The 25,260-nt window shown below is 66.6% G+C and carries 24 protein-coding genes; 10 read left to right on the forward strand and 14 right to left on the reverse strand.

Annotated elements, in window-relative coordinates; genetic code table 11:
• Positions 1-101: 101 nt before the first annotated feature.
• Positions 102-919 (reverse strand): IS5 family transposase gene (locus tag EDD30_RS12745; protein ID WP_394328318.1). Its coding sequence is split into 2 segments (ribosomal slippage): positions 102-574 and positions 574-919, totalling 819 coding nucleotides; the frame shifts between segments, so codons are not numbered across the junction.
• A gap of 234 nt (positions 920-1,153) precedes the next feature.
• Here EDD30_RS12745 and EDD30_RS12750 point away from each other — a divergent pair.
• Positions 1,154-2,410, forward strand: coding sequence for an NsdA family TPR-like regulatory protein (locus tag EDD30_RS12750; RefSeq protein WP_483400373.1), 1,257 nt, complete (start codon positions 1,154-1,156; stop codon positions 2,408-2,410).
• On the opposite strand, the gene EDD30_RS12755 is transcribed toward EDD30_RS12750, so the two are convergent.
• Positions 2,407-3,309, reverse strand: coding sequence for an aminoglycoside phosphotransferase family protein (locus EDD30_RS12755; protein WP_211278021.1), 903 nt, complete (start codon positions 3,307-3,309; stop codon positions 2,407-2,409). The genes EDD30_RS12750 and EDD30_RS12755 overlap by 4 nt on opposite strands.
• A gap of 383 nt (positions 3,310-3,692) precedes the next feature.
• Here EDD30_RS12755 and EDD30_RS12760 point away from each other — a divergent pair, with 383 nt between their 5' ends.
• Positions 3,693-4,499, forward strand: coding sequence for a hypothetical protein (locus tag EDD30_RS12760; RefSeq protein WP_071809148.1), 807 nt, complete (start codon positions 3,693-3,695; stop codon positions 4,497-4,499).
• A gap of 444 nt (positions 4,500-4,943) precedes the next feature.
• Here the strand turns inward: EDD30_RS12760 and EDD30_RS12765 are convergent, their stop codons facing one another.
• A complete protein-coding gene (locus EDD30_RS12765; RefSeq protein WP_071809179.1) occupies positions 4,944-5,288 on the reverse strand; it encodes a hypothetical protein in 345 nt (114 codons plus the stop codon).
• 225 nt (positions 5,289-5,513) lie between these two features.
• On the opposite strand from EDD30_RS12765, the gene EDD30_RS12770 reads away from it, so the two are divergent.
• The 3 genes from EDD30_RS12770 (at position 5,514) to EDD30_RS12780 (ending at position 8,294) form a co-directional block, all read left to right on the forward strand.
• Positions 5,514-6,137, forward strand: a complete 624-nt coding sequence (locus tag EDD30_RS12770) for a hypothetical protein (protein WP_143163003.1) — start codon at positions 5,514-5,516, stop codon at positions 6,135-6,137.
• A gap of 234 nt (positions 6,138-6,371) precedes the next feature.
• On the forward strand, positions 6,372-6,977 hold the full coding sequence (locus tag EDD30_RS12775; protein WP_071809152.1) for a DUF2625 family protein: 606 nt from the start codon (positions 6,372-6,374) through the stop codon (positions 6,975-6,977).
• Between the two features lie 672 nt (positions 6,978-7,649).
• A complete protein-coding gene (locus EDD30_RS12780) occupies positions 7,650-8,294 on the forward strand; it encodes a hypothetical protein (RefSeq protein ID WP_071809154.1) in 645 nt (214 codons plus the stop codon).
• A gap of 256 nt (positions 8,295-8,550) precedes the next feature.
• Here EDD30_RS12780 and EDD30_RS12785 read toward each other — a convergent pair whose 3' ends face one another.
• The gene (locus EDD30_RS12785) at positions 8,551-8,751 is read right to left on the reverse strand and encodes a helix-turn-helix transcriptional regulator (RefSeq protein ID WP_244945225.1); all 201 of its coding nucleotides are present in this window, start codon (positions 8,749-8,751) and stop codon (positions 8,551-8,553) included.
• Between the two features lie 350 nt (positions 8,752-9,101).
• Between EDD30_RS12785 and EDD30_RS12790 the strand changes: the two genes are divergently transcribed.
• From EDD30_RS12790 to EDD30_RS12800, 3 genes are all read left to right on the forward strand, one after another.
• Complete coding sequence (locus EDD30_RS12790) at positions 9,102-9,881, forward strand: type I restriction enzyme HsdR N-terminal domain-containing protein (protein WP_084557559.1); 780 nt, start codon at positions 9,102-9,104, stop codon at positions 9,879-9,881.
• A gap of 913 nt (positions 9,882-10,794) precedes the next feature.
• Positions 10,795-11,736, forward strand: coding sequence for a hypothetical protein (locus tag EDD30_RS12795; protein WP_143163004.1), 942 nt, complete (start codon positions 10,795-10,797; stop codon positions 11,734-11,736).
• 389 nt (positions 11,737-12,125) lie between these two features.
• Positions 12,126-12,932 (forward strand): IS5 family transposase, encoded by an 807-nt coding sequence (locus EDD30_RS12800; RefSeq protein ID WP_244945226.1) that lies wholly within the window; start codon positions 12,126-12,128, stop codon positions 12,930-12,932.
• 34 nt (positions 12,933-12,966) lie between these two features.
• On the opposite strand, the gene EDD30_RS12805 is transcribed toward EDD30_RS12800, so the two are convergent.
• The 6 genes from EDD30_RS12805 to EDD30_RS12830 form a co-directional block, all read right to left on the reverse strand.
• Complete coding sequence (locus tag EDD30_RS12805) at positions 12,967-13,443, reverse strand: hypothetical protein (protein ID WP_071809157.1); 477 nt, start codon at positions 13,441-13,443, stop codon at positions 12,967-12,969.
• Positions 13,440-13,910 carry a hypothetical protein gene (locus EDD30_RS12810; RefSeq protein WP_143163005.1) on the reverse strand — a complete coding sequence of 157 codons (471 nt, stop codon included), beginning with the start codon at positions 13,908-13,910 and terminating at the stop codon, positions 13,440-13,442. The genes EDD30_RS12805 and EDD30_RS12810 overlap by 4 nt, the downstream gene beginning before the upstream one ends.
• Before the next feature lie 1,263 nt (positions 13,911-15,173).
• Positions 15,174-16,091: a carbohydrate ABC transporter permease gene (locus EDD30_RS12815; protein WP_084557561.1), complete on the reverse strand. Its 918-nt coding sequence runs from the start codon at positions 16,089-16,091 to the stop codon at positions 15,174-15,176.
• Positions 16,088-17,038, reverse strand: coding sequence for a carbohydrate ABC transporter permease (locus EDD30_RS12820; RefSeq protein ID WP_084557563.1), 951 nt, complete (start codon positions 17,036-17,038; stop codon positions 16,088-16,090). Before EDD30_RS12820 ends, EDD30_RS12815 begins: the two co-directional genes overlap by 4 nt.
• A gap of 77 nt (positions 17,039-17,115) precedes the next feature.
• Positions 17,116-18,411 carry an ABC transporter substrate-binding protein gene (locus EDD30_RS12825; protein ID WP_071809161.1) on the reverse strand — a complete coding sequence of 432 codons (1,296 nt, stop codon included), beginning with the start codon at positions 18,409-18,411 and terminating at the stop codon, positions 17,116-17,118.
• Between the two features lie 322 nt (positions 18,412-18,733).
• Positions 18,734-19,966, reverse strand: a complete 1,233-nt coding sequence (locus EDD30_RS12830) for an ROK family transcriptional regulator (RefSeq protein ID WP_123678261.1) — start codon at positions 19,964-19,966, stop codon at positions 18,734-18,736.
• 219 nt (positions 19,967-20,185) lie between these two features.
• Here EDD30_RS12830 and EDD30_RS12835 point away from each other — a divergent pair, with 219 nt between their 5' ends.
• On the forward strand, positions 20,186-21,910 hold the full coding sequence (locus EDD30_RS12835; protein ID WP_084556751.1) for a glycoside hydrolase family 13 protein: 1,725 nt from the start codon (positions 20,186-20,188) through the stop codon (positions 21,908-21,910).
• A 408-nt stretch (positions 21,911-22,318) separates the two neighbouring features.
• Here EDD30_RS12835 and EDD30_RS12840 read toward each other — a convergent pair whose 3' ends face one another.
• Genes EDD30_RS12840 through EDD30_RS12850 form a run of 3 tightly spaced genes read right to left on the reverse strand, consistent with a single transcriptional unit; the run spans position 22,319 to position 24,081 of the window.
• Complete coding sequence (locus tag EDD30_RS12840) at positions 22,319-22,948, reverse strand: GOLPH3/VPS74 family protein (protein ID WP_071807449.1); 630 nt, start codon at positions 22,946-22,948, stop codon at positions 22,319-22,321.
• A 1-nt stretch (position 22,949) separates the two neighbouring features.
• Positions 22,950-23,165: a type II toxin-antitoxin system antitoxin gene (locus tag EDD30_RS12845; RefSeq protein WP_071807450.1), complete on the reverse strand. Its 216-nt coding sequence runs from the start codon at positions 23,163-23,165 to the stop codon at positions 22,950-22,952.
• A 4-nt stretch (positions 23,166-23,169) separates the two neighbouring features.
• Positions 23,170-24,081, reverse strand: a complete 912-nt coding sequence (locus EDD30_RS12850) for an SPFH domain-containing protein (RefSeq protein WP_071807451.1) — start codon at positions 24,079-24,081, stop codon at positions 23,170-23,172.
• Between the two features lie 354 nt (positions 24,082-24,435).
• Between EDD30_RS12850 and EDD30_RS12855 the strand changes: the two genes are divergently transcribed.
• Positions 24,436-24,789 carry a hypothetical protein gene (locus EDD30_RS12855; protein WP_071807452.1) on the forward strand — a complete coding sequence of 118 codons (354 nt, stop codon included), beginning with the start codon at positions 24,436-24,438 and terminating at the stop codon, positions 24,787-24,789.
• Between the two features lie 297 nt (positions 24,790-25,086).
• Here EDD30_RS12855 and EDD30_RS39065 read toward each other — a convergent pair whose 3' ends face one another.
• The gene (locus tag EDD30_RS39065; protein WP_170047471.1) at positions 25,087-25,260 is read right to left on the reverse strand and encodes a hypothetical protein; all 174 of its coding nucleotides are present in this window, start codon (positions 25,258-25,260) and stop codon (positions 25,087-25,089) included.

The following is a 25,260-nucleotide window of genomic DNA, read 5'->3' on the forward strand; positions in this document are numbered from 1 at the left end:
TATTTGGCAAGCATCGCAGGTCGCTGACATTGAGTACGATCGCTTGCACAACCCAAGGTTGCCGCCGATCGACTCCATCGAGGAGGGCGCACTTACTGCCCCTAACACGATCTCTGGGTGGTCCAGTTGATCAGTCTGCGCCAGCAGATCAGGATGCAGGCGAGGCTGACGAAGCCGTCGTGGATGTCGAGGCGTCGTTCCCAACGCACGGCCAGACGGCGGAACTGATGCAGCAGTGCGAAAGTCTGTTCCACGACGTAGCGCAGCTTGCCCAGGCCCTTGATGCCGGTTGTCTTGGGCTTCGGGATGATCGGTTCGGTGCCGCGCTCGCGGCAGGCGTGGCGGAAGCCTTCGCTGCTGTATCCCTTGTCGGCCAGCAGCGTGGCGAAACGCCGCCGTGGGCGGCCCGGGCGCCCGGCAATCGGTGGGAAGCCGTCGAGAAGTTCGAGGGCACGGCTGATGTCGGGCACGTTCGCGCCGCTGGTGAGCACGTAGATCGGGGTGCCGTGGCCGTCGCAGATCAGGTGGTGTTTCGAGCCGGGCTTACCGCGGTTGACCGGCGACGGGCCTGTCCCGGCGCCCCTTTTTTCGCGTCGATGTGACTGCCGTCCATCGCCGCCCTCGACCAGTCGATCCGGTTCGCCGCGTTCAATCTGGCGAGCAGGATCTGATGCACCTGATCGAACACCCAGGCCTCGCTCCAGCGCTGCAGCCGCCGCCAGCAGGTCATGCCCGAGCCGAATCCGAGTTCCTGCGGCAGGTCTTCCCAGCCGATCCCGGTGTGCAGCACGAACAAGATGCCCTGCAGACACAACCGGTCCGGAACCGGGCGCGGCCCCGGAGCCTTGTCCGGCCACGTCGGCAGCAAGGGCTCGATCAACTCCCACAGGCCGTCGTCGACGATCCACGCCTTGCTCATGCCCGTCGAACGAGACTGATCTTCACATCGCCATGCTGATCAACATCGATTCAGCAGATCGTGTTAGGGACAGTTAGGGGCGCACTCGTGCAAACGCAGTTGCAGTGACGGGAGGGCCGCATTGCCGCAGCGCAACGAGCAACTTGCCCGGGTCCTCAGTGAGGCCGCGCTGTCCCATAAAGCGTTCGCGCGAGCAGTGCGTGAGGTGTCCGCACGCCATGGTCAGCCGGTCAACTGCGACCACACGTCGGTCAGTCGCTGGCTCAGCGGATGCGCCCCCGTGGGCGAGTCCCGATGTACATCGCCGAGGCCCTGAGCACCCGACTTTCACGAAGTGTCACACCGGCAGAGGTCGGCTTCCCCTCTGCGGAAATGCTGCCCGACGACTTCGGGACGAGATATGAAGACTCCGTTGACGTCGCCACCGAGACGCTTGCTCAACTTTGGCGCGCGGATGTGGCCGATGATCCACAGATCCTCCGCGTGCCGGCACACGGGACTGCGGGTGTCGCTGCGGCGCTGTCATGGCTTGTCCGGGGATACAGCGCTGTCCCGCGAACAGCGGCGGGACGACGTGTAGGACTGCCTGACATCCAGGCGTTCCGAGCCACCGTCAATGCCTTTTCGAACCTCGACAATGCCTATGGAGGCGGGCAGGCGCGCAAGGCGCTCGTCCAATTCCTTGGCACCGAAGGTACTGCGTTACTCAGAGGCGCCTACTCCGACCCGGTTGGGCGCCAGCTCCATGCGGCAGTCGCCGAGGCCACCCTCCTTGCCGGCTGGACTGCATACGACTCGGGGGTTCACGGCGCTGCGCAGCGCTACTTCATCCAAGCTCTACGCCTCGCTCAGGAGGCCGGAGACACCTTGCTCGCGGGCAGCGTGCTCGACGCGATGAGTCACCAGGCGACCTTCCTGCGACGGCACCGAGAGGCAGTCGACCTCGCGCGCGCAGCTCGGACCGGGACCCAAGGCAAGGCGACAGCCACCCTGAGCGCCCACTTCTACGCCATGGAGGCTCGCGCCCTCGCCTGCGGAGGCGACGCGAGAGGAAGCCTTTCCGCGCTTTCCGAAGCGTCCCGGCTATTCGAACAGCGACGGCCGGGTGACGACCCAGATTGGATCGCGTACTTCGACGAAGCCGAGTTGAACGCCGAGTTCAGCCACTGCCTACGAGACCTCGGTCGTCACCGAGAAGCTGCAATGTATGCAAGCGAGTCTTTGACGAACGCCGGAGCGTCCACGCGGAGCGACTTCTTCGTGTCGATGGTTCTTGCATCCGGACATGCGGGCCAAGGCAACCCGGAAGCGGCGTTTCGTGCAGCCGGAGAGGCGCTGACGGCGGGGCTGTCGCTGAAGTCCGCGAGGTGCCTGGACTACGTGCGCCACTTCCGATCCCTCATCGTTCCCTTCGAGGAATGTTCGGCAGCCAAGGAGTTCATCGAATCCTTCGCAGAGAACGAGATGTGGGTTTTGTCAGCTCAGCGTTAGAGCGGCTTCCAGTCTCGGCGACTACCGTCCGTCCGCAGCGCGTGGATCCGTTTCGCGAATTCCTGTCGGGCTGAGTCGCTTGCTGCCACATTCTGCGAAAGCCATGCAACCATGGAGAGTTCGCGGGTATCGGCCAACACCTTGTAGCCGTCCCACTGCATGACATCTACGCCGTAGGTGTCGACGAATGCGCGGTACTCGTCGTCCGTGTGCCACCCATATCGCTCGAAGAACATTGCCGTCAGCAGCAAGTCCCACTCTCGCGACCCGTGGGCAAGCCCGTCCAGGTCGGACAACACAGCGGTGCCGGTCCAGGTTCGCAGGACGTTGCCAACGCTGGCGTCCCCATGAACGACCCCGACGCCCAACGGAAATTCCAGCCGCTCGTAGGCCGCGAACAGTTCGCGGGTACGCCGGAGCAGAAACTCGCGATCCGTTTCATTAAGTGCCAGCGCAGATCGAATCCGCGCTTCAAGACGGTCGAATGGTCGCAATTCGGGAAGCGTGATGCCCTGGGGGACACTCAGTTGATGGAGTGCCCGAAGGAGACGACCCAACTCGGAGGTCGTCCCGTACGCCTCGCGATCTGACACCGACTCCCAGAAGGTGACGACATGCTCGCCAACCACGACCGGCTGAGCCACCTCAAGAGCGACGACGGCCGGGACACCCGCTCCAGCGAGCCACTTGGAAACCGCGATCTCATTCACGGCCACAGGCAGCAGGTCGAGCGACCGCGAAACCCGTGCAACGATGGTTCGGCTACTAAGCCAGTAGACCGCCGCAGACCCGATCCGGATCAACTCAGCATCATCGGAGCAGATGCCAAGCCGCGAAGCAGCAGCCGCCAGGGAGACGTCAGCAGTGGTCTTGTCGAAGGACGGTGCCGCTGTTGCCAAGATCCTGACGCTCCTACTCCTCGGTTCCGTCGCTTTCCGTGCGCTTAGAGGAAGGCCGGCCGCCGACGCCTGGACGGGGCCGAGACGCGTGCCACTCGATGATGGTTGACGGCTTCCAGGCTTGGGTCCGACCGAGCCTCATTTCCGGCTCCGGCATTTGGCCCCGGTTGCGGTAGCCGCTCACGGTCGCCACCTGCACTCCGAGGTAAGCAGCCACGTCGGAGGTTGTCCACCACTCCGCCGTCGTATCCGCTGCCACAGGACGAAGCCTACCGTCAGCCATGCACGCTGTGAGAACCACAGCACCTGGAACGCTGGCTGCAGAACTTGCCGGTCGTAGGTTCGAGGCCCGGCCGGCACGAAGTGACGGAGGTACCCGCCGAGTGTTCGCGCTAGCCACCGATACCGCTCCCGGCCGCCCCAACGAGGACTTCGTCGTAGCGACCCCGGAGATCGCCGTCGTCGTCGACGGCGCAGGAATCCCGTACGGCGGCTGCCACCACGGAGTCGCCTGGTACGCCAAGCAGCTCGGCGTCAGAACCTTGGCAGCGTTAACCCAGAATCCCGACATCTCGCTGACAGACGGACTCGCGACGGGCATCGCGACGGTCGCCAGCATGCACGTTGCCACCTGCGATCTTGCCAACCCCGGTACGCCGTGCGCGGCCATCGGAATTCTGCGCGTGGGGGAGCACCAGGTCGACACCCTGGCGCTATCCGATGTCAGCATCGTCGTGGATCTCGAATCAGGCCTCGAAGTGACGTGCGACCTATCGATCGAACACATCAGCGGGACCGAACCCGACGCCGTCGCAGGCCTCCGCTTCGGCACCGACGGGCACCAGGCAGCCCTGGCCGACCTCGTCGCCAGACAGACCGCCACACGCAACCGCCCGGACGGCTGGTGGGTGGCAGCAGCCGATCCAGATGCAGCTCAGTACGCGCATGTCAGGAGCTATCCCAGGACAGCGATGCGGCGAGCAAGCGCCTTCACCGACGGCGCGACACGTCCGGTCGACCAAATGCGGTGCTTCGAATGGAGCACCTACCTGGACCTCCTCGACAAGCTCGGTCCCGCAGGCTTGATCCAACAGGTTCGCGCCATCGAGATCGCCGATCCGGACGGTGAACGCTACCCCCGAACCAAGCGGCACGACGACGCGACCATCGCCCAGTTCCAGCCGGTCTAAGCCTCGGCCACGACCGTCGGGCGTCGGGCGTCGGCGAGCCCCAGTGTGGTCCACACTAATCCGCGACACCTGTTCGTCTACTGATGTGCGCCAAGGTCCGGTCACCTGCGAGAAGGTTCGCCACCGACGCAACGTCTTGTCATGCCGAGGAGAGTGCATCCGATCAAGCCGTGCGGCTCTTATGCATAGGTCGCCCACATCCGGGCTCACTGCTTATTCAGTTCGCACGCTAGTTGGGCGAGAAGATGCTGATTCTTCGGCATCCAGGTCCCAGCCGGTGCTGTGAGGTACGCGACAACCTCCGAGCCCGGCATCGCGATTGGCTCTCGCACCACCCCAGCGGACACTGACAGCTATAAAGCAGTTGCCGGGCCCGATGCAGTCGTACCGTCATGCCGCTGAGTACCCACGCCGATCATTAAGCCTTGCATCGGTTCGCGTGCCTCAGAAAGAGCCTTCAGACCGGATTCCAGCGCTCGTGATGTCGCCGCTGCGGACAAGCTCCCGTATCGCAGCGGTCATCACGGCGATCCCGGGCGCCGGCACGATGACGGCGTCGACACCATAGAAATAGCTGCCATTCGCCACTTCGCCGGTCTCCCGCCACACCCCGAGGAGCCGCCGGACTTCGTCGACCGTGAAAATTGTCAGCACCCAGCAGGAGGCGTCCGGCAGGTCGACGAACGCGTCGACGTTCGCCACCGACTCTTCGGAATCAGCCGGGTCTAGAAGGAACCGCGCCACGAACGTCGGCTCTTCAACCAGCAGGTACGGACTGGAGCTGCTCACGAGAGTCATCATGCCGTGGCCAGCCTCAAGGGTCCGGCTCATTGGCCGACGGCGCAGATCTCATGGCAACGACCGCTCATCATGCCCGAACGCACTGATCTGCCGCAGTCCGTGCGCGCCGGCTGCGCTCAGCAGGTCACACGCCGTAGTCGGAGCTCGCTCGCCGCTGACATCCGGATACCGAGACGAGGGCGTTCGATTGGAGAATGTGTGAAGATGCGGCGCGTGGAATTCTCTCGCGACGTACTTCAATCGGCTGCAGCCGATCCCGCCTCTGCGGCGTGGAGCACCATCTGGCAGCAGTCGTGCCATCAAGGAACCTGTGACCCCGCGAGCGCTGTTCTCCTGCCCTGGCTCTCGACGACGATTGCCGCGTTCCCTGCGGACCGACGCGAAACTCCATTGGCGCTGGCTGGTTTCATCGCGTTGGACGCCACTGATGCCGACCGCGCAACCTACGCCGACGACATCGCGGCTCTCCGCACGATGGCGGTCGAGCGCTTGCCGGAGGTATCCGACGATCCGGCATTCGTCTACCTTTTGCAGGCGATCCTGGGCTTCGACGGCGACGAGACGTGGGGCAAGGAACTCGATCACCTCAACGACGGAGAAGTAGAGGTACGGTGCCCAGAATGCGATGAGGAAGCACTGGTGGACCTGTCCGGCGACGACCCTGAAATCCTGCCTGGACTGTCCAGTGAACTGGCTGAACGCCTTCATGCCGAGGCGACGCACACCGGTCGAGGAGCGGTGGGCACAGGCATGACCCGCTTGTTCGGCCGGATGGACTGTCCGAGCTGCGGCATTCGATTCAACGTGGCCGACCACTTGGCGGGTTCATTCACGTGATCCGGCGGCATCCGGATCTGCCGCGACTAACGCGCGTAGAGGTTCCCCTCAGTTGGCTGACCGCTGCCGCATGCCAGTCGACAGAGGACAAGGTGCAAGCCAGATGTCGGGCTCCACTTGATGCGTTACGAATCTGGGTCAGATGATCCGTAACAGCTCCGGCTAGACGATCTTGCTTGCCGTGTCGCGGGCCCCTTATGGTTGCGCGGTTGATGCCCCTGGGAGGCTGAGGGAGTGGAAGAGTCTGCGTGGACTGAGGTCTCGGCGCTGGCAGCAGCAGCTCCATATCCGGTGGAGGTGCTGTCGACCGACCCTGAACGGGCGTCGGCCTGCCTGACGGCTCTGGGGATCACCACCAGGTCATGGCTCGGCGCGGTGGTGGCCAACAGCGGCGGGCTGGTGATCGATCACGGTTGGCTTCGGGTGCTCGGCGGTGGGCACGACGGGCTGCCGGAGGTGGCTGCCGATGATGGCCGCCTGGTCGTTGCCTTCGACGTGATGGGTGGACAGTTCGCGTGGTTGTCGACAGAGCCAGGCGCGAGACCGACGGTGCATTACTTCGGCCCAGAGGACCTAGCGTGGCAAGATCTTGAGTTCGGGTACGGCGATTGGCTGCATGCGATGCTTGCTGGTGCGGTGACGCAGTTCTATGCGGGTCTGCGCTGGCCGGGGTGGGAAGCCGAGGTGGCCGGCGTCGCTCTGGACGAGGGAATCAGCGCGGTGCCGCCGCCGTGGACCAGGGAGGGGAAGGATCTCTCGGTGGTGTCCCGTAGACCGATCCGGCTCACTGAGCTCGTTTCGGTTCAGCAGGAGACTGCCCGTCAGCTCGGCTTCCTCTAGAACATCGCCGCCTTTCCGGTCGACGCCCCCGAACGCGGTGCCAACGGGGCTTCCTTCAGGCAGGCCGGTCCATCACGTTCATCGCCACAGCACTCGGCGGGGTGTCACGCGTCAACTGCAGTCGCCGTGTAACGCATCAAGCGAAGTACGACAAAGGTGCAAGCCAGAACTTGTGAGAAGTTTCTGTACGGGTTCAAGGCGGCCCGCTTCGCAGGCCGCTCGCGCCGCCCAGCAGGGCCGGGCCTACGGCCCGCCGCTCGGATCCGCGCCCATGCCTTCGGCGGGCGCGGACCCGGCGGTTCAGCCCTGCGGCAGGCGCGAACACGAAGAAGCCCCGGGCCGCCGGGGTAGCCGGCAGATCCGGAACTTACAAGCTTGTGAAGGCATGACGCCTCCGGCGGGGAGCTCGGGCGCTCTGGGATGGGGGTGCCATCCCGACACCCTTCGTCCAGGCAAAGCCGAGCAGACAGGGCCTGCCTGGTCAAGGTCGTTCAGACGTAGGGTGCTCCACCTTGACCAGGCAGGCCCTGTCTGCCCCACGATGTGTGGACGAAGGCCGACGGGATGGCGTGGCAGCAGAATGCTGGATCGATCAATCACTGGCCATTCATCAAGGACTTGTACTCTATGCTGTGACGTCCCACATTCTTCCGACATGCATGAGGAAAGCTCATGAATGAGGTATCGCCCCTCCAGAGGAACGTTGAGATCTTCCTGTCGGAAGAGAACGCCGATCCGGAGGATCTTCGCGTTTATCTCTCCAGGATCGCGTCGCGGATCGAGAGTTACGCCGCACGCATGAGGCGCTACTCTTTGACTATTGTTCTTTCCGCAGGGGTGTTCGCATTGCTGTCCAGCGGGGGGCTGACGGAAGCCGAGCTGTTCGGCATTAAAGTGCAGAATTTTATCCTCTTCCGTGTGAGCATCCCTGTAGTGATGGCCTATCTGCTCGCAAGCGTAAGCTTGTTGGCGATCAGGCGCGCTCGGTTACGCAACCTATACCATGAGATTGTCAAGAAGCGATTTCCTCGGTGGTCGGAATCGGGGCTAGATCTTGCTCCGGTGGATGACGTGCAGTTCCTCTTCGTCTATGGAGAGGGGCTGTCGTCAAAGCGATCGGAATCCTGGGGAGACGTAGTAATGTGGACCGATCTCGCTGTTGTTTTCCTTACTCCTGTCATTTTTGGAATCGCCGCTTACGTGAATCTCTTCCTGGACGATCGAGTCCCGATGGGTTACTCCGTAATATCGCTGGCGCTAACTTCGGCGCTAATCGGTATGGCTTACCTCAGTGTGCACCTGTGGGCAGACGGCTGAGTGCGAGAAACAGCCGGCGGGCGGCGACGTGCCGCAGTTGGCCGGTCTTGACCAACCTGTGCCAGCCATTTCGGATAAGCAGCCAAAGCGATAGTCTTTTAGGCGCTCCGTCTTGAACTAGGTTCGAGGGACAGAGGTGACACGCTGCCGACCGGAGATGGCTCCTGACCTGCGGTTGGTGCCGCGTCCACCCTCACTGCCGGCACTCCTTAGATTCAGGCCAGACCAGGCCAGCGCCAGGAAGTGCGCTGGGGAATCAAGGCGCCTGGTCGTTCAAGTCCGGCCGATGCTGCTTGATCCAGGCTTCAACGTCATCTCGTCGCCATACCTTGCCCTGGATCAGCTCGTCGTAGGGTGCCGGCCAGTCCGACCGGTGCGTGAGCTGGTAGACGCGCTGACGGCTGATCCCTCCGAGTCGTAAGCGGATTTCGGCTGCTCCCATGAGATCTCTGGGCATACGACTACCCTACAAGCGACAACTGCCAAACATTTCACCCAGTCGATGGAACTTCGCTGGGCGCTTCGACGCCGCAGGCCGGCCGCCCGTGGCCCCCACACGCCGAGCGTCGTACAGCCACCCGTACAGCCAAGCCTCCACGCTGGGACCGACATCACCCGACACCGACAGACAGGCTGAGCAGGGACGCCACTCCCCTGCCAGTCCGTCCTGATCTACTTCTAATCCGCGGGTCCGCTATTGGCGATGTCCCATTGACGGTTTGTCCAGACCTCGATCGTGCCTTCGGTCAACGGCCGTAGCGCCCGAACCGTCCGCTCGTTGGGGGCCATACAGGTACCCCTCGGCGGATGGTGATCTACATGGACGAAGTAGCGATCGTGGCAGGCCAGGACACTCAACCGGTAATCGAAGATCCGGCTGCGGTGATCGCCCCACGGAAGCCGGCCGCTCGTTCTGCTCCTAAGTGGGAGACCGACGCGCGAGACCGCGTCCGAACGGCTGTGCGCCGCTTCAGCAAGCCCCTGGCCGATCTAGTCGCCCGTGACGCCAACGAAGGCGACACACGTCTTCTTGTCACCGACTTCCTGTGCGAGGGACTCGGCTACGACAAGTATGAGGACCTGACGACCGAGTACCAGGTCAAGGGCGAGTTTGCCGACTACGGGGTCCGCATCGACAGGCAGCTGACCGCATTCATCGAGGTTAAGCGCTGCGCGACCAAGTTGAACGCCAAGCATCTACGGCAGGTTGAGATGTATGCCGTCAATGAAGGCGTCGAGTGGATGGTGCTGACCAACGGCCAGGTGTGGCAGGTCTACCACCTGACCGCGGGCTTGCCCGTGGTCATCGATCTCGCCTTGGAAGTGGATCTGTTGGGCGACGGCGGTCCGGCGCACAAGGGCGACGCCCTCTTCCCCTTGTCGAAGGAGGCGTTCAAGCGACGCGTCATCGATGATCTATGGCGGGCCAAGGCGGCTACCTCGCCCAAGTCCCTGGCATCCGTTCTGCTATCTGACGCGGTGTTGGAATCGGCTCGCAAGGAATTGCGCCGGCAGACCTCCCACAACATCGACGCCAAGGAACTCGGCCGCTTGCTGCAGACGACAGTCCTGCGCGATTCGCTCTGAGGAACCCGTCGGTGCGAGTCCAACTGCCTTCGTGGCAGCGGCAACGAGGATGTGCGGCGCCGGTGAGCAGCGACTAAGGCCGAGCATCTGGTTGCAGCTCCCGCCGTCCTACGAACCTTTCCGACGGTCGTACCGCTCTGCGGCCAGCCAGTGAGGTGGCCGGTCGGGCGGCTGGTCGAGTCGTACAGCAGAGAAGTACAGCAACCAGCCACACCGCACCGGACCATCGGAGGCGCGCACACCACGTCTGACCTCGCACGCGACCCTCAGCGACCGTCTTGCGTGAACTTGACACGGAAGAGGTCAGTGCGGCCGGCTGCTGGGCGACGAGAGCCTGACCCCCGTCTGACCCCAACCGGCCGCAATGCCTGCAAGAGGAGCGCGTTCGCTCAGCCAACTGGATGCAGGTAGGAGCGGCTGACCACGGTCGAGAGCGAGTCCTCTTAATCCGCGGGTTGTAGGTTCAAGTCCTACGCGGCGCACAGGTGATCATGGCCCCGACCAGGCTTTATACGTTTGGTCGGGGCCATTTCTGTGTCCCTTGTGGACGCTTGCGTGATCCATGCGTGATCTGGAGACGCTGAGACCTGGCGACAGCGGGAAGCATCCACCGCAACGACGGCCCGCTGGTGATCCATCTTACCCTGCCGAACCGGCGCCATTACCGCCCGGATCCTTCGTTGACGAGCCCGTATGCCAAGGCGGGGTGTGGCTCATCAAGGACGTCGAGGGCGTGGATCAGGGAGAAGCGCCCCAAGAGCTGAGTCAGAGCATGACGGGCACCACACCAGAACCACCACGGGCGCCATACCGTCAGAACTGTCTCGTACTACCCCCGTCCGGGCCAAGGCAACTTAAGTTCGTCCTCAGGCAGCCGATGGGGTGGCGGTCCGATGCTCGAGAGGTGGCGGTGGTGACTGCGGGGCGTACACGCGCAGTGCTGCGCTGGCCAGCAGGGTTCGCCGTCCTGATGTTCGTCCTCACCGCAGCCGGATCGGTGCCCGCACAGGCGGGACGAGGCGACGATGACGAGGCGTTGTACGCGCAATGCCGCAAGGCCGGGCAGGAACTGGCCGACGAGTACCGCCAAGTCGAGAACGCCTCGTTCATGCTCATCTGCCAACGGCCGGACGGCACAATCGTGGACCCGAAGCTGCTATGGCCGGCCCCACCGACCCGGCCGGCGCCGACCCGGCCGATCACCGCGGGCCAGGCAGGTTGCGTCGCCGGTCCCGGCCGGCCAATGGTCGACACGACACTCACCAGCGTCTCGGCGACGGCCGGGCCCGGCGAAGCGATCACCTACCAGTACCAGCAGCTCCACGGCGGCGAACCCATCAACGCATCCGGCATGGAGGTCCTGGAGTTCGATCCAGGCGAGCTGGCGCCGGGCGAAAGCTACCGCTGGCGGGCACGAGCCGACGACCGCCAGGAACAGGCCCGCAACCCCATCTCCTTCAACGCCCCGGACGACGAGCAGGGCTGGTCGCCCTGGTGCGAGTTCACCGTGTCCCCGGACGCCATCGACTACCGCGGACTGGGCGACGTCAGCCTTGAAGCGTTGAACGAGCTCGGCCTGCGTCCCGACCGCGCTTACACAATCAGGCTGACCGGCCGTCAGCAACGCCTGCTCCGCGCCGGCACGAACGTCGGCCGGACCCATGCCCGGATGACGCTGACCGGCCCGCGCTGGACCGACCTACTCCTCCAACTGACCGAATCGGCCTTCATCGCGGACGAGGTCGCCGCCGAAGCCGACGAGGACCACCCAGCGCCGGACGGCACCGCCTACCGCACGCTCGTGGACGCCATCTCCGTCAAACTCGGCGGACCGCACCATCCCCAGCTCAGCTAGCCGCTGCCCTCGTGTGTCGCACCCACGGTCAGTGACGAAGAATCGTCAGCACGCAGGCTCAGCGGCTTGGGCAGTCCCTTGGTCTGATCCGCAGCATGCCGAGACCATCGTCGGCAGAATCCGTGAGAGTTTGAGAGGCTCGTCCTCAGCTCCGGACCGCCGAGGCGCCCGATCGGGCCGGTCGCGGCGATCAGCCGTGGCTGCTGCAAGCCGAATTTCCGCCAACCGCCGCGTTCAGCGCGACCTTCGCCGCGCACCCTGCTCGGCCCTGGCGAACGTGTTCTTGGCCTCGCGGCTGTCCCTCGGCAACGCCAGGCTAAGAGATCAGTTCAGAAAGAGCGGACGCGGCGTCCGTCGATGTACTGACCGCCCGTCGGACGCTGAGGTTCATGCCCGACCGGATCCTGACTGACGAACTGTGGGCGCGGCTGGAGCCGCTCCTGCCGGCGCTGCCGCCCCGCCGGTTCCGTTACCCGGGGCGGCGGCGTACCGACAACCGGGCGGCGTTGGAAGGCATCCTGTTGGTGGTGCGGACCGGCATCGCGTTCAACGACCTGCCCACCGCGGCGTTCGGGGCCTCCGGCGCGACCTGCTGGCGGCGGCTGACAGTGGCACGCCGCCGGTGTCTGGCAACGGCTGCACGAGCGGCTGCTGGCCGAACTACGCGCCGCGGGCCGCATCGACTTGGCCCATGCCGTGGTGGACTCCTCCCATCTACGGGCGCGGAAAGGGGGGATCACACCGGGCCGAGCCCGGTCGACCGGGGCCGACGAGGCAGCAAACACCACCTGATCACCGACGCCGCGGGTACCCCCTTGGCGGTGACCCTGACCGGCGGGCACCGCAACGACGTCACCCAACTCCTGCCCCTGGTCGAGGCCATCCCGCCGATCCGCGGCCTGGTCGGCCGGCCGCTGCGCCGCCCGCGGCGGATCTACGCCGACCGCGGCTACGACCACGACAAGTACCGCCGGCTGCTGCGCCAACGCGGCATCACTCCAGTCATTGCCCGCCGCGGCACCGCGCACGGCTCCGGACTGGGCACCAAACGCTGGGTCGTGGAGCGCACCTTCGCCTGGCTACACGCCTTCAAACGCCTCCGCACCCGCTCCGAACGCCGCGCCGACGTCCACCAAGCCATGCTCAGCCTCGCCTGCGCCGTCATCTGCCTACGCAAGCTTCTAGCCTCTTTCTGATGTGACCTCTTATCAGACCTTGTTGACCAGCCGTTCACCGTAGCCGCTGGAAATGGTCGCCCTCGTCGGTTTCCAGGATCACGGCGGGGCTGAAGCCGGAGTCTTTCGGCACCATGGCATAGAACTGGATGGTGCCGGGCCGCGGGACGTGCGAGTTGTCGGCGTCGAGCAGTTCGTCGAAGTCGAGCGCGGCCTTCCGGGAGGTCGGCGGCGAGTCGTTCGACGGGTCGTCGAGCTTCCAGTGGCCGTGGCCGTGGAACGGACCCACCCGGCCGGTGCGTTCGTAGAGGTCGCCCAGCTGGCCGGCCGGAACGCCGGTCGCAGTGAAGGTGCCGTCGGATCGCAGGTCGTAGTGGGCCGAACTCTGGTAGCCGGCCCAGACGTCGACGAAGGTGGCGGCGTCCACCTCCCACGGGGCCGTAGGACCGTCGTTGAGCATGTCGGCGAGGCCGCCGCAGGCCGCGGTCAGTAGCAGCGCGGGTATGGCCAACGCGATGCTTCGCTTCTTCATTTCTTGGTCATCCAGTCCTCGCCATGGGCCAGCGTGATCGGCTTCAGGGGATCGTCCGGCGGTTCGCTGACCCACTGCTTCGCGTCGAAGGTCACGCCGGGCGGCTGCGGGTACGGCTGCCTGTCGTGCTCGTCGCGGATGGAGGTGACGTCGAGCACGAGCAGATGGTGGTCCTCGGCGATGCGCCAGGAGCCCCGGCAGTGGAACGGCCCGAACGGTCCACCGATGCGGAACGACTTGTCGTCGAAGGTCGCGGATGGCACGCCGACGGCGTCGAACGTGCCGTCGGGGGCGAATGTGTAGGTGGCGCCGCTGAGGTGGCCGACCCAGACGCCGGCGACGATGTCGGCGGTCAGGTCGACGTTGCGCTGCTCCGTGCGGGGCAAGGACGGCAGGCGACCCCCGAAGCACGCGCCACCGAGCACCGCCACCATGACCCACGTCGCCGTTCGCAATCCCCGCTGCACGCGATCAACGTAGGCACCTGTCGTCGCGCTCCGCCACGGCCTTCACATGATCCTCACAAGCTCTGAACTTGATCCTCATGTTCCGCGCACGAACCCATCAGACGAGCCACGCGAGGACACCCGCCAGGATCAGCAGCCCGGAGGCCGTTGGCGAGCACCGTGAGCGCGGACTTCAGCCGTTCGGCCTTGGTCCGCAGCAGGTCCTCGTTGCGCGGGCGGGCCCCCGGCCGCCGGTCGAGCGCGGGCGTGCAGGCCCGCCACGGCCTGCCCGGGGTCGAGGCGCTTGTACGCGGCCGGCGCCACCGTCGACGCGACCGAACACCGTGTCCGACACCGCACGAGCGGTGATCACCTTGCCGGATCACTCAACCCGACAGCCGACTCATTTTGAACTGATCTCTAAGGCCAGGTGACCCTGGCCGTCCCGAAGCAGGGCCTTACGAAGTAGCCCCCGCACCAGTCCTGGTGCGGGGGCTACTTCGTGGTGTGCCGCCTACGGGACAGTCTCCGTGTGCTTGATCCGGAAGGAGCGGAACATCGCACGGACCCGTTTAAGGATCATGAAGATCGTCATGAGCAGGTGTATCCCGGTGAAGGCGATGAGCGCTGTCGGGAGTCGGCCGAGTGGCTCGTCGGTGTCACTGAACATGACCACGGCACCGAGCAGGCCGGTCAGCGAGATTCCTACTAAGACGGCATAGCTGACGTTCGCCCGCAGCTCGTCGGCGAGCTCATCAACGAAGAGGCGGACCTCGGGGGGAAGCTTGAGAGGGACTGGTCGAGCACCACCAGGACGCGGACACCGCCGACTACCGCCTCACCACCGCCGGCAGTGAACTGGTCGCTCTGCTTGCCGAACTCGAACGATGGACACGGGAACACCGCACCGAAGACCGCGACGAGGATGACCGGTAGCCGGTGAACACCTTCGCCGCGAGCGGCCTCGCCGTCGTGGGCGCGCTTGCCGGAATCCCGGTCGCGGCTATCGCCTACTCGGTGCCTGCCCAGGGTGGCATCCGTCTACCGAAGGTGGTGGCTCGGCGCATCCGCACGACCGGCCTGGACCGTCGTTCCCGCGCTCCTGACCGGTGCAGCAGCCGGAATCGTCGCGGCCGAGCTGGGTCAACATCTGCAGCACCTGGCACAGCAGCAGGTTCACCAACGACGCGTTCACGACCCCGCAGCCTGACAGCCCGCCGAGAGTCAGATCGCGCACAGACCCGCACGTCAGGCCACAGAAACCGGGTTTACGAGCCGCACACGTCACTTCACCGAGCCGCTGAGCAGACCGTGCGCGAAATATCGCTGCAGACCGAAGAACACGGTCAGCGGCACCACCATCAGGACGAAGGCGCCGGCGGCGAGCAGGTGCCATTCGGTGCCGAACTCGCTGAGCAGACCCTGGATCTGTCGTGTCATGGGGCTCGCGGCCGGGTTCTGCGCGTACACCAACGCCATCAGCAGGTCGTTCCAGACCCAGAGGAACTGGAAGATGCCGTAGGACGCGATCGCCGGCGTGGACAGAGGCACCACGAGGGTACGGAAGATGCGGAACTCACCGGCGCCGTCGAGCCGGGCCGCCTCGATGATGCTGCTGGGCAGGCCGACGAAGAAGTTCCGGAGCAGGAAGACGCCGAATGGCAACGCGTACGCCGAGTGCACGAGCCAGATCCCCGTGAAGTTCTGCGTGAGCCCAGCGTCGCCGAGCAGATGGAGCAGTGGGATGAACCCGAGCTGGACCGGCACCATCATGAGCGCCACGATCACCATGAAGATCGTGTCACGGTACGGAAAGCGCAGCCAGGCAAACGCATACCCGGCGAAAGCGGCGACGACCAGCGGGATGAGCGTGGACGGGATGGTGATCTGCAGACTGTTGAGCAGGGCGCCGAGCATGCCGTGGGAGCCGAGCACCTCGGCGTAGTTGTCGAAGGTGAACCGGGGCTGGACCACCGCGGCCCACCAGCCCGTCGACAGGATGTCGGACTTGGGGCGCAACGATGTGATCAGCAGGCCGACGACGGGGGCCAGCCACGCGAGGGCGATGGCCCACAGGGCGAGGTGGAGCGGGGCCCGGCGGACGAGCCGCTCCGCCCTGCGCCACCGCCCGGCGGCGGGGGCAAGCGTGCGGCGCGCGGTCGATGCGGCCAGGGGGCGCTTGGGCGTGATCAGGGCGGTCATGAGCTGACGTTCTCCGTCCGGAAACGCTTGACGTTGTAGGCGATGACCGGGATCAGCAGCGCGAGCATGATGACGGCGACGGCGGCGCCGTAGCCGTAACGCCCGGCGGGAATCGACTCCTGGTACATCGTGAAGGCAATGACGCGGCTCGACGCGCCCGGGCCACCGAGCGTCATCACGTAGATCAGGTCGAAGAGTTTGATGACGTTGACGACGAGCGTCACGGCGAGCACGGTCGCGGGCAGGCGCACCATGGGCAGGAGGATCCGCCAGAAGAGCTGTGCCTCGCCGGCGCCGTCGGTGCGGGCCGCCTCCAGGATCTCGGTGGGGATGCCCTTCAGCGCCGCGGACAGCACGACGGTGGTGAAGCCGACGGTGCTCCACACGCCCACCGCCATGAGCGCCCAGTTGACGGTGTCGGTCCGGCCGAGCCACGACACCGGGTCCACGCCGACCCTGCCGAGGACGGCGTTGAGCAGCCCGATCTCCGGGTTGGGGGCGTACATCAGGGTCCAGATCACGGCGAGGGCCGTCGCCGAGACGGCCATCGGCATGAACATGATGGCCTTGATCAGTGCCTCGTACCGTACCCGGCCGGCGAGGACCGCGACGAGCAGCCCGAGCATGAGACAGCCGCTGACGTACACGACCATCCAGAGCACGTTGTTGAGCAGTGCGCCGGACGGCGGGAACGTCGATAGGTCGAGGAACAGCGGGTCGTCGGTGAACAGCCGGATGTAGTTGTCGATGCCGACGAATCCGTCGAAGCGTCCCAGCCGGCCCCGGAAGAAGCTCAGCCCGACGGTGTACAACGCCGGATAAACCAGGAACACGAGCAGAAGAAACAGTGCGGGGGCGAGAAACACCAGGGCCGTCCAGCCCTTGCGGTGCAGGCGGGCCTGGCCGGCTCGGCGCGGCTCGGCGGCGGCCGGGGTGGTGGCGGTCATCGCGGGTACTCCTTCGTCAGGTCACCGGATGCGAGTGGGTGGCGGGTGGCCGAGGCCGGCCCGCCACCCATCGGGGGTCAGCCGCGCTCGTCGTTCCAGGCGTCGGCGACCTGCTCCTGGAACTGGGCCAGCGGCGGGTTGCCGCCCTTGATCGCGGTCTGCAGCAGGGCGCCGAAATCGGGCCCGGCCGGCAGCAGGTCCGATCCGTCGTAGCGGACGGCGCTGGCCGACGCCACCTGCTGCGCCTCCTTCTTTGTCAGCGCGCTGGGGTAGGAGCCCGGGTCGACGGTCTTGAGCGGGGTTACGAACGTGCCGTCCTTCGCGACCACATCGCCGCTTTCCGGGCTGGTGATGAACTGGAGGAACTCCTTGACCCCCGGCTTGTCGGTGAAGGCTGCGGCGAGGTCACCGCCGACGACGATCTGCGTGGCGTCGCCGCCGTCGAAGCCGGGGAACGGGAAGAAGTCGATCCCCTTGCCGACGCTCAGCTGCGGATTGACCTGTTCCAGTACGAGTGGTCCCACGAACCCGCCCTCGTAGAACATCTCTGCCGCCGGCTTCCCGCCGAACGTCTGGCCCATGGCGTCGACGAAGCCGGTGCCGAGCGCGCCGTTGATGCCACCGGCGACGTGTTCCTCGTTGATGATCTGCTTCACCGTGTCGATGGCGCGGCTGACGGACGGATCGGTCCAGGGCAGCTTTCCGCTGAAGAGATCGTCGTACTTGCCCGGCCCGGCTTGGCGCAGGTACACCATCTCGAACCAGTCGGTGAGGGTCCAGCCGTCCTTCGCGCCCACCGCCCACGGGATCTTGCCTTTGGCCTTGTACGCCTTGGTGACGCTCACCAGGTCCGCGAAGGTCCGCGGCGGCTGGAAGCCGTCGGCGCGGAACGACTCGGGCTTGTACCAGACAGTGGCCTTGGAGTTGAGCTTAAGCATGACCGCGTACAGCTCGCTGTCGACCGTACCGACGTCGAGGATGCCGGGCGGGTAGTTGCCCTCGATCGCGGCGCGTTCCACGCCGTAGTTCTTCAGCGGCTTGGCGAGTCCGTCGCGGACCAGCCCGCGCAGGTAACCGATACCCGGAATGACCGCCACGTCCGGGGCGTTGCCGCCGGCGATACGGGTCCGCAGGACGGTCGCGTAATCGGAGCGCTGGGGTTCGTAGCGGACGTCGACGCCGGTCTTCGCGGTGAAGGCGCGGAGCAGGTTCTCGAACGCCTTCTGCTCGGCGCCGCCCCACACAGCCGTGACAACGATCTGGCCGTCCTTGCCCGCGTCCTGCTGGTCTTTGCCCACGTCGCCCGCGGCGCAGGAGGACAGGAACAGGACGGTGGTGAAGGCCCCGGCGAGGAGTTTGGGCAGGCGCTTCATCTGGTTCCCATCTATTGGAAGTGTCGTTCGGCGGTTTCGGCGCGCGGCCGATGCGCGACCGGAATGGTGAGGGATATGCCAGTCCAGGGCAGTCGACGACCACGGCAGAAGGCGCCCGACCGGCAAAGAGACGCTTTTATAAGTGGGTTTTTGTAAAGCGGGTGCAGGAAGGATGCAACACGCTGGCAACGCCGTCAATAGCCCCGGCGAAGAAGATCGCGGTGGCGCTCGGCCACGCCGTTGCGACGCCCGCGAGCGCCCCTGTGTGCCCGATCCGGGCCAGCGTCCACGGCCGGCCCCGGCAGGCTTGTCCGGCCGGACGTCACGCCGCGGCGAAGCCTTCCAAGAGCCGACCTTCGGCGTGGTCCAGAGCGGCCCGCACCGCGCCGATGGTCACGGCACGGTGTCCCAGCGCGGACGCCGCCAGCCGGGGCGGGTCCGGGGTGATTTCGGCGAGCCGGCGGCGCAGCGGGCCGAGGAGTACGTCCTCGGCGTTGGCGACGCCGCCGCCGACGACGACCAGCTCGGGATCCAGGAGCAGGACCATCGTGCCGGCGGCCTTGGCCACTTGGCCGACGACGCGCTCGAGGATCGCCCCGGCGACCTCGTCGCCCGCGCGGGCGGCCGCGAAGACGGTTTCGGCGTCCACCCTGCGCGGATCGCCCCCGACCAGCTCACGCAGGGAACCGGGGGCCGGCACGGCGGGCACGTGCTGCGCCGCCATCCGGGCGACCGCCTCCGCGCCGAGCGTGCGCGCCAGCGCCGCGACGCCGTCCGCCGTGCAGGCGGGATCCATCAGGCCGAGGAACCCCATCTCGCCGGCGCCGCCGCCGCGCCCGCGGACGAGCCGGCCGCCGACCACGATGCCGGCACCCAGCCGCTCCGCGGCCAGCAGGACGATGAAGTCGTCCACCTCCGCGGCGACTCCGCGCCACTGCTCGCCGATCGCGGCCAGGTTGGCGTCGTTGTCGACGACGACGGGCCAGCCGAACCCGTGCTCCATCGCCTCGCGCAGTTTGACGTTGATGAAGCCGGGGATGCCGCTGCGAAACTTCACCACGCCGTCGCGGGGGTCGACGGTGCCCGCCGCGCCGACGCACATCGCCATGACGTCGGCCGGATCGACGCCGGCTGCGGTCAGGGCGGCCACGACGGTCCTGCGTACCGCGGCGATCCTGGCGGCGGCGGGCTGGTGCGGATCGGTGAACGCGTGCTGCCGCTCGGCCACCGGGTCGCCGCGCAGATCCGCGACCATGACCCCGGTCCGGTGAGCGCCTATGTCCACACCCACCACGTAGCCCGCGTCGGCCCGGAACTCGTAGCGCCGGGCCGGCCGCCCCCGGCGTGACCCGGGCACCTCATCCCCGGGCAGCTCCCGAATCCGTCCCAGCCGCATCAGCGCGTCGGCCACGGCATGCACGGTCGGGCGGGACAACTGCGTCTGCGCCATCAGATCTGTCACGGTCATCGGGCCGGATGCCCGCAGAGCGTCGAGGACGAGCCCGGCGTTGAGCCGGCGCAGCAGGGGCGACGTCGCGGTGCCCTCCAGCTCCACTGACTCCTCCTTGACACGGCCAGCCCGTCGAGGGCACGCTACCTCAGACCGATTTACTAAGTGTCGTTAACTTTATCTTCTCGGCCCGACCGCCCGGTATGCCGCCGGTCCAGCAATGACGCCGGCCCGCCGCCCCGGCAGCGCCCGTCCACCGGCACACCGCGGGCGAGGCTCAGCAAAACCCCACCAGCACGCCCAAGACCGCTAGGGAGCGATACCATGGCCCCCATTGTGCGCACCGAGGTTGCCGACCTCGAACGCGAGCCCATTCCCGTAGCCGCCGAGGCGCCGGCCATCGAACCCGCGCAGTGGTGGCGCAGTGCCGTCATCTACCAGGTCTACATCCGCAGCTTCGCCGACGGCGACGGCGATGGCCTGGGAGACATCGCGGGCGTCCGCTCCCGGCTGGGTCACCTCGCGGCCCTCGGCGTGGACGCCCTGTGGATCAACCCGTGGTACCCGTCGCCGATGGCCGACGCGGGCTACGACGTTGTGGACTACCGGGCGGTCGCACCCGAGTTCGGCACGCTCACGGAGGCCGAGGCGCTCGTCGAGGACGCCCACCGGCACGGCCTACGGGTCATCCTCGATATCGTCCCGAACCACACCTCCGACCGGCATCCCTGGTTCCAGGAGGCGCTCGCCACCGGGCCCGGCTCAGCGGCGCGCCGCCGATACCTGTTCCGACCTGGCCAGGGTCCGGAGGGAGACCGTCCCCCGAACGACTGGCGCAGCGTGTTCGGCGGTCCCGCCTGGACCAGGGTCGCCGAACCGGACGGCAGTCCCGGCGAGTGGTACCTGCACCTGTTCGCCCCGCAGCAGCCCGATCTGAACTGGGAACACCCGCAGGTGCGATCCGACTTCGAACAGACACTGCGCTTCTGGTTCGACCGCGGCGTCGACGGCTTCCGGATCGATGTGGCCACCGCGCTGGTCAAGCAGGACGGCCTGCCCGATCTCGGCCTCGACGCGGAGGAGCTCCTCGCACCGCCGGACCGACAAGACCATCCGCACTGGGACCGCGACGAGGTGCACGACATCTACCGGTCCTGGCGCGCGATCGCGGACTCCTACACCGAGCCGCGGGTATTCGTGGCCGAAGCGTGGCTGGACCGGCCCGACCGACTCGCCCGGTACGTGCGGCCTGACGAATTGCACACCGCCTTCAACTTCGACTTCCTCCGCGCCCCGTGGCGCGCCGCGGATCTCCGCGCGGCGGTCGACCGGTCCACGACCCACCTCGGGACCGTCGGGGCGCCGGCGACCTGGGTCTTGTCCAATCACGACGTCGCGCGGCACGTCTCCCGGTACGGCCGTCCCCAGTCCCACCGGCCCGTCCACTCGCTCGCCGAGATCGGCACGGAGCCGGTCGATCCGGCGCTGGGGCGGCGCCGGGCCCGCGCGGCCGCCCTGCTGATGCTCTCCCTGCCCGGCGGCGCCTACGTCTACCAGGGCGAGGAGCTGGGCCTGGAGGAGGTCGAAGACCTCCCTGAGGAGGTGCTCCAGGATCCCGTCTGGCACCGCTCCGGCCACCGGGACCGCGGCCGCGACGGCTGCCGCGTCCCACTGCCATGGGAGGGTGACGCGCCGCCGTTCGGCTTCAGCCCGGCCACGGCGGCGAAGCGACCCTGGCTGCCACAGCCCGACGGCTGGCGGCGACTGACCGCGGCCGCGCAGACCGGCGACACGGGCTCCACACTGGAGCTGTACCGGTCAGCGCTGCGGATCCGACGCGCGCACCCGGCGCTCGGCGACGGCGGGATGCGCTGGCTCCCGGCACCCGAGGGCGTCCTGCTGATCGCTCGCGACCCCGGCTTCGTCTGCGCCGTCAATCTGTCCGCCGACGACTTCGCCCTGCCGGCCCACGAGACAAGTCTCCTGGCGAGCGGGCCGCTGCGTGGCCAACTCCTGCCACCCGACACCGCGGCTTGGCTCGCGACTTGACGTCCACCACCGCCGCTCGGCGGTAAGCGAGGACGAGCGGTCGATCTGCTGCCATAGCTCTCGGGCCTCGCTCGATAGGGATGCAGCGTCGGTGAAACCCGTGGCCGTAGCAAAAGCATCGGTTGGCCTGGCTGGCCCGCCCCAATCCAGCAATCCGGCACGCAGGACTTCGCGCTCGTCTGCGTTCAGTTGAACGTGAATGGGCTCGGCGCTGGACACCCGGCGATCATCCCACGTGGCAGTCACGCCCCGCGCGGCCGTCGGCATGATCGGGTGCGCGCTCATCGGCACGAGCGTGTGCCCAGCACGCCGCGACGGCGACACGGAGCGTGACGCTACGGCGGAGCCGGCGCGCACGATCGGCGGCCAGATCAGTGCAGCCCTGGCGCCCATCGGCACGAGAGCTCTTCAAGCGCCGTCGCCGCCGCTGGCAGCGGCCTGGATCGACTTGTGCAGGGCGGGCCCGATTGGTCCGGTGGTTTCGCTGAGTTCCTGGATGCGCCGTTTGTTGTCGCGTCTGGTCTTCCGGTCGACGACGAGATTGAGCTCCGCCGCGGCGACGATGGTCACGAGCGCGGCGTCGGCGGGATCGACTCTGCCGGCGGGGGTCCGGAAGGCGCCGTTGACCCGGCTCATGAGTTCCTTGCGGACCCGAGGGTCGCGGAGGGTCACTTTGGTCGCGGGGAAAAGACCGAGGATTCTGTACCGCTGGCAGCGCGCCCAGCCGCCGTCCTCGAGTTGCTGGCGGACCGCGCCGACGGTGGTGCGCTGTCGCTTGCCGATCCAGTATTGCCATTTGCGGGGCTTGGAGCCGGCGATCTCCTCGAGGAGTCCGGCAAGGACGGAATCGCTGCACGGGTGCTGGTCGTTGATGGCGGCGCGTCCGCGCACGTCGGTGAGTTGGCCCTTGATGTAGAGGTCGGCGAGGGCGCCCGCGCGCAGCATGGCGCCGAGTTCGGTGCCTATGCCGACTTTTCCTTTGGCGGGGTTGTAGGCCAGGAGGTAGATGCGTTGGGGAAGGCTGCTGGGCAGTGCCATCTCATTCCTCGTCCGGGTCGGTTTCGGCTGGGGGCCTGCCGGGGCCGCGCATCCGGCTGACTCCTCCGGGAAGGCGACCGGCGTCGGCGAGGGCTTTACGCAGCAGATACTCGATCTGGGAGTTCGTGCTGCGCAGCTCGTCTCCGGCCCACCGTGCGAGTGCGTCGTGCACGGCGGGGTCGAGCCGGAGGAGAAGCTTCTTCCGTTCGGTAGCCATGCGCCTATGAGTAGAGGGTGCCCGCGTTGACCACGGGCTGGGCGTCCCGGTCGCCGCACAGGACCACCAGCAGGTTGCTGACCATCGCGGCCTTGCGTTCCTCGTCGAGGTCGACGACGTCGTGCTCGGCGAGGCGGACCAGCGCCATCTCCACCATGCCGACCGCGCCTTCGACGATGCGGGTGCGGGCCGCGACGATGGCGTTCGCCTGCTGTCGGCGGAGCATGGCGTGGGCGATCTCGGGTGAGTAGGCGAGGCGGGTCAGCCGGGACTCGATGATCTTCACTCCGGCGGCGGCGACCCGTATCCCGATCTCTTCGGATAGCCGGGCGGTGATCTCGTCGGCGTTGTCGCGCAGCGACATCCGGGCGGTGTCGTGGGAGTCGTAGGAGTAGCTGTTGGCGATGTGCCGTACGGCGGTCTCGGTCTGGATGGCGACGAACTCGATGAAGTCGTCGACTTCGAAGACGGCCCGGGCGGTGTCCTCGACCTGCCAGACGACGACAGAGGCGATCTCGATGGGATTGCCGTCGGCGTCGTTGACCTTGAGCACGTCGGTCTCGTGGTTACGGATCCGGGTGGAGACGCGGCGCCTGGCGGTGAGCGGGTTGACCCAGCGGAGTCCGTCGGTGCGGACGGTCCCGGTGTAGCGCCCGAGAAGCTGAAGGACGCGAGCCTCACCGGGCGCGACTGGCGTGAGACCGGCTAGGGCGATCAGAGCGGTCAGCCCGAACAGGAAGCTGACGCCGACGACGCTGAGAACGACTGCGTCACCCTCCTGCTGTAGGCCGGTGATGAAGCCGGCGCCACTGAGCACCAGCACTAAGGCGGACACGGCGAGGACCGGCCAGCCCGAGACACCCCGAGCGATGCGTTCACGAACCTGCGGGGCGGGCAGGTCGAGGTGTTCCGTCATATGAGCCTCCCTCAGCGTGGCAATGTCATGACGCTATCAATGTGATATCACTTTATCAAGTGGGTGCCTCGTGAGCGGTGTCGCCGAACCGGCAGGAACGCGGTCGGGCACTGGCGACGCGTTCACTGCCGGCCGGCGCGCAGGCCGGCTCACCTCAAGCGCCCTCGGCGCGGTAGATCAGTACGTCTTCCCGTGCCTGCGCTGGGGTGCCGTGTCGCCCGTCATCCCCTTGGCCGCCCCACTTGAGCTACAGACAGCTACGCCGCCGCCCGGCTCACAGACAGGTAGACGAAGAATCGGCGAAGCGGTATCTCGCTACCAGACTGTGCGCCGGGGAGCGCGTACTCTTCCGTCGTGGCACGGCCTCGTATCAGGAGCATTGTCGTCGAGGACATCGCCTACCGATGGACCGTCGGCCTGGTCGATCCCGGCCATGTCAAGGTCAAGATCTGGCGCGACGGACCCGAGCCTGGCGGTGCGTTGGAGGTCCTGGCGACCTTTGATGACCCATGGCTGAACTATGGACCGATCATCACCGCACCTGCCGGCCGAGCGGCCGAAGTGTTCGAACTGAGCCCGATCGCCCCGGCTCTGGTCGCGAAGATCGTCCGGCAGGCCCTCGACGCGGGCTGGCAGACATATGACAACGGAACGATGCGGCTCCAACTCAGCCGCGACCGCGAGCGGTTGGAGCCATCACCCGAGTGACAGGGCGTCGGACGCGACCGTTGTTCGCGGCATGATAGCCAAATCGATCTTGGCGATATCCGACTCGCCGTTGCGCTTACAACGAACCGATCGTGCGAGTCGGATCGGGCAGGACTTGTCCGTGTGAATCAGTATTAGCTGAGCGCTTTCAGGCTCCAGATTCGAATTCCGTGGCGCCCCAACGGTCTGCCGGGAACCAGGTCGAAGGGCTCGGGGCAGGTACCGCTGTGTGGCGTGATGCCCGGCGGGCGGTGGATCGCGGCGACGCGGGAGCTTCTGCCGGCCCCTGCGCCCACCTCACCACTGCGCGGCGGCGCAGTAGTTGAGGGTCATCTTTGCTTCGCTACGGAGACCGGCCACCTCGGCAAGGTTGAACTCAAGGCCGAGGTCACCGCCCTCGTCGACCTTGATGGCATGAAGGAGCGGGGCCTCGCTCCTCGTGACTCCCGGCGGGATGCTCGGGGTACTCAC

The organism is Couchioplanes caeruleus (assembly GCF_003751945.1).
Classification (GTDB): domain Bacteria; phylum Actinomycetota; class Actinomycetes; order Mycobacteriales; family Micromonosporaceae; genus Actinoplanes; species Actinoplanes caeruleus.

Excerpts from the sequence above, each read along its gene's own strand:
- EDD30_RS12790 (WP_084557559.1), top strand. The coding sequence starts at position 9,102 with ATGGTGATCTACATGGACGAAGTAGCGATCGTGGCAGGCCAGGACACT.
- EDD30_RS12835 (WP_084556751.1), top strand. The coding sequence starts at position 20,186 with ATGGCCCCCATTGTGCGCACCGAGGTTGCCGACCTCGAACGCGAGCCC.
- EDD30_RS12780 (WP_071809154.1), top strand. The coding sequence starts at position 7,650 with ATGAATGAGGTATCGCCCCTCCAGAGGAACGTTGAGATCTTCCTGTCG.
- EDD30_RS12805 (WP_071809157.1), bottom strand. The coding sequence starts at position 13,443 with ATGAAGAAGCGAAGCATCGCGTTGGCCATACCCGCGCTGCTACTGACC.
- EDD30_RS12815 (WP_084557561.1), bottom strand. The coding sequence starts at position 16,091 with ATGACCGCCCTGATCACGCCCAAGCGCCCCCTGGCCGCATCGACCGCG.
- EDD30_RS12820 (WP_084557563.1), bottom strand. The coding sequence starts at position 17,038 with ATGACCGCCACCACCCCGGCCGCCGCCGAGCCGCGCCGAGCCGGCCAG.
- EDD30_RS12800 (WP_244945226.1), top strand. The coding sequence starts at position 12,126 with ATGCCCGACCGGATCCTGACTGACGAACTGTGGGCGCGGCTGGAGCCG.
- EDD30_RS12785 (WP_244945225.1), bottom strand. The coding sequence starts at position 8,751 with ATGCCCAGAGATCTCATGGGAGCAGCCGAAATCCGCTTACGACTCGGA.
- EDD30_RS12840 (WP_071807449.1), bottom strand. The coding sequence starts at position 22,948 with ATGGCACTGCCCAGCAGCCTTCCCCAACGCATCTACCTCCTGGCCTAC.
- EDD30_RS12850 (WP_071807451.1), bottom strand. The coding sequence starts at position 24,081 with ATGACGGAACACCTCGACCTGCCCGCCCCGCAGGTTCGTGAACGCATC.
- EDD30_RS12825 (WP_071809161.1), bottom strand. The coding sequence starts at position 18,411 with ATGAAGCGCCTGCCCAAACTCCTCGCCGGGGCCTTCACCACCGTCCTG.
- EDD30_RS12845 (WP_071807450.1), bottom strand. The coding sequence starts at position 23,165 with ATGGCTACCGAACGGAAGAAGCTTCTCCTCCGGCTCGACCCCGCCGTG.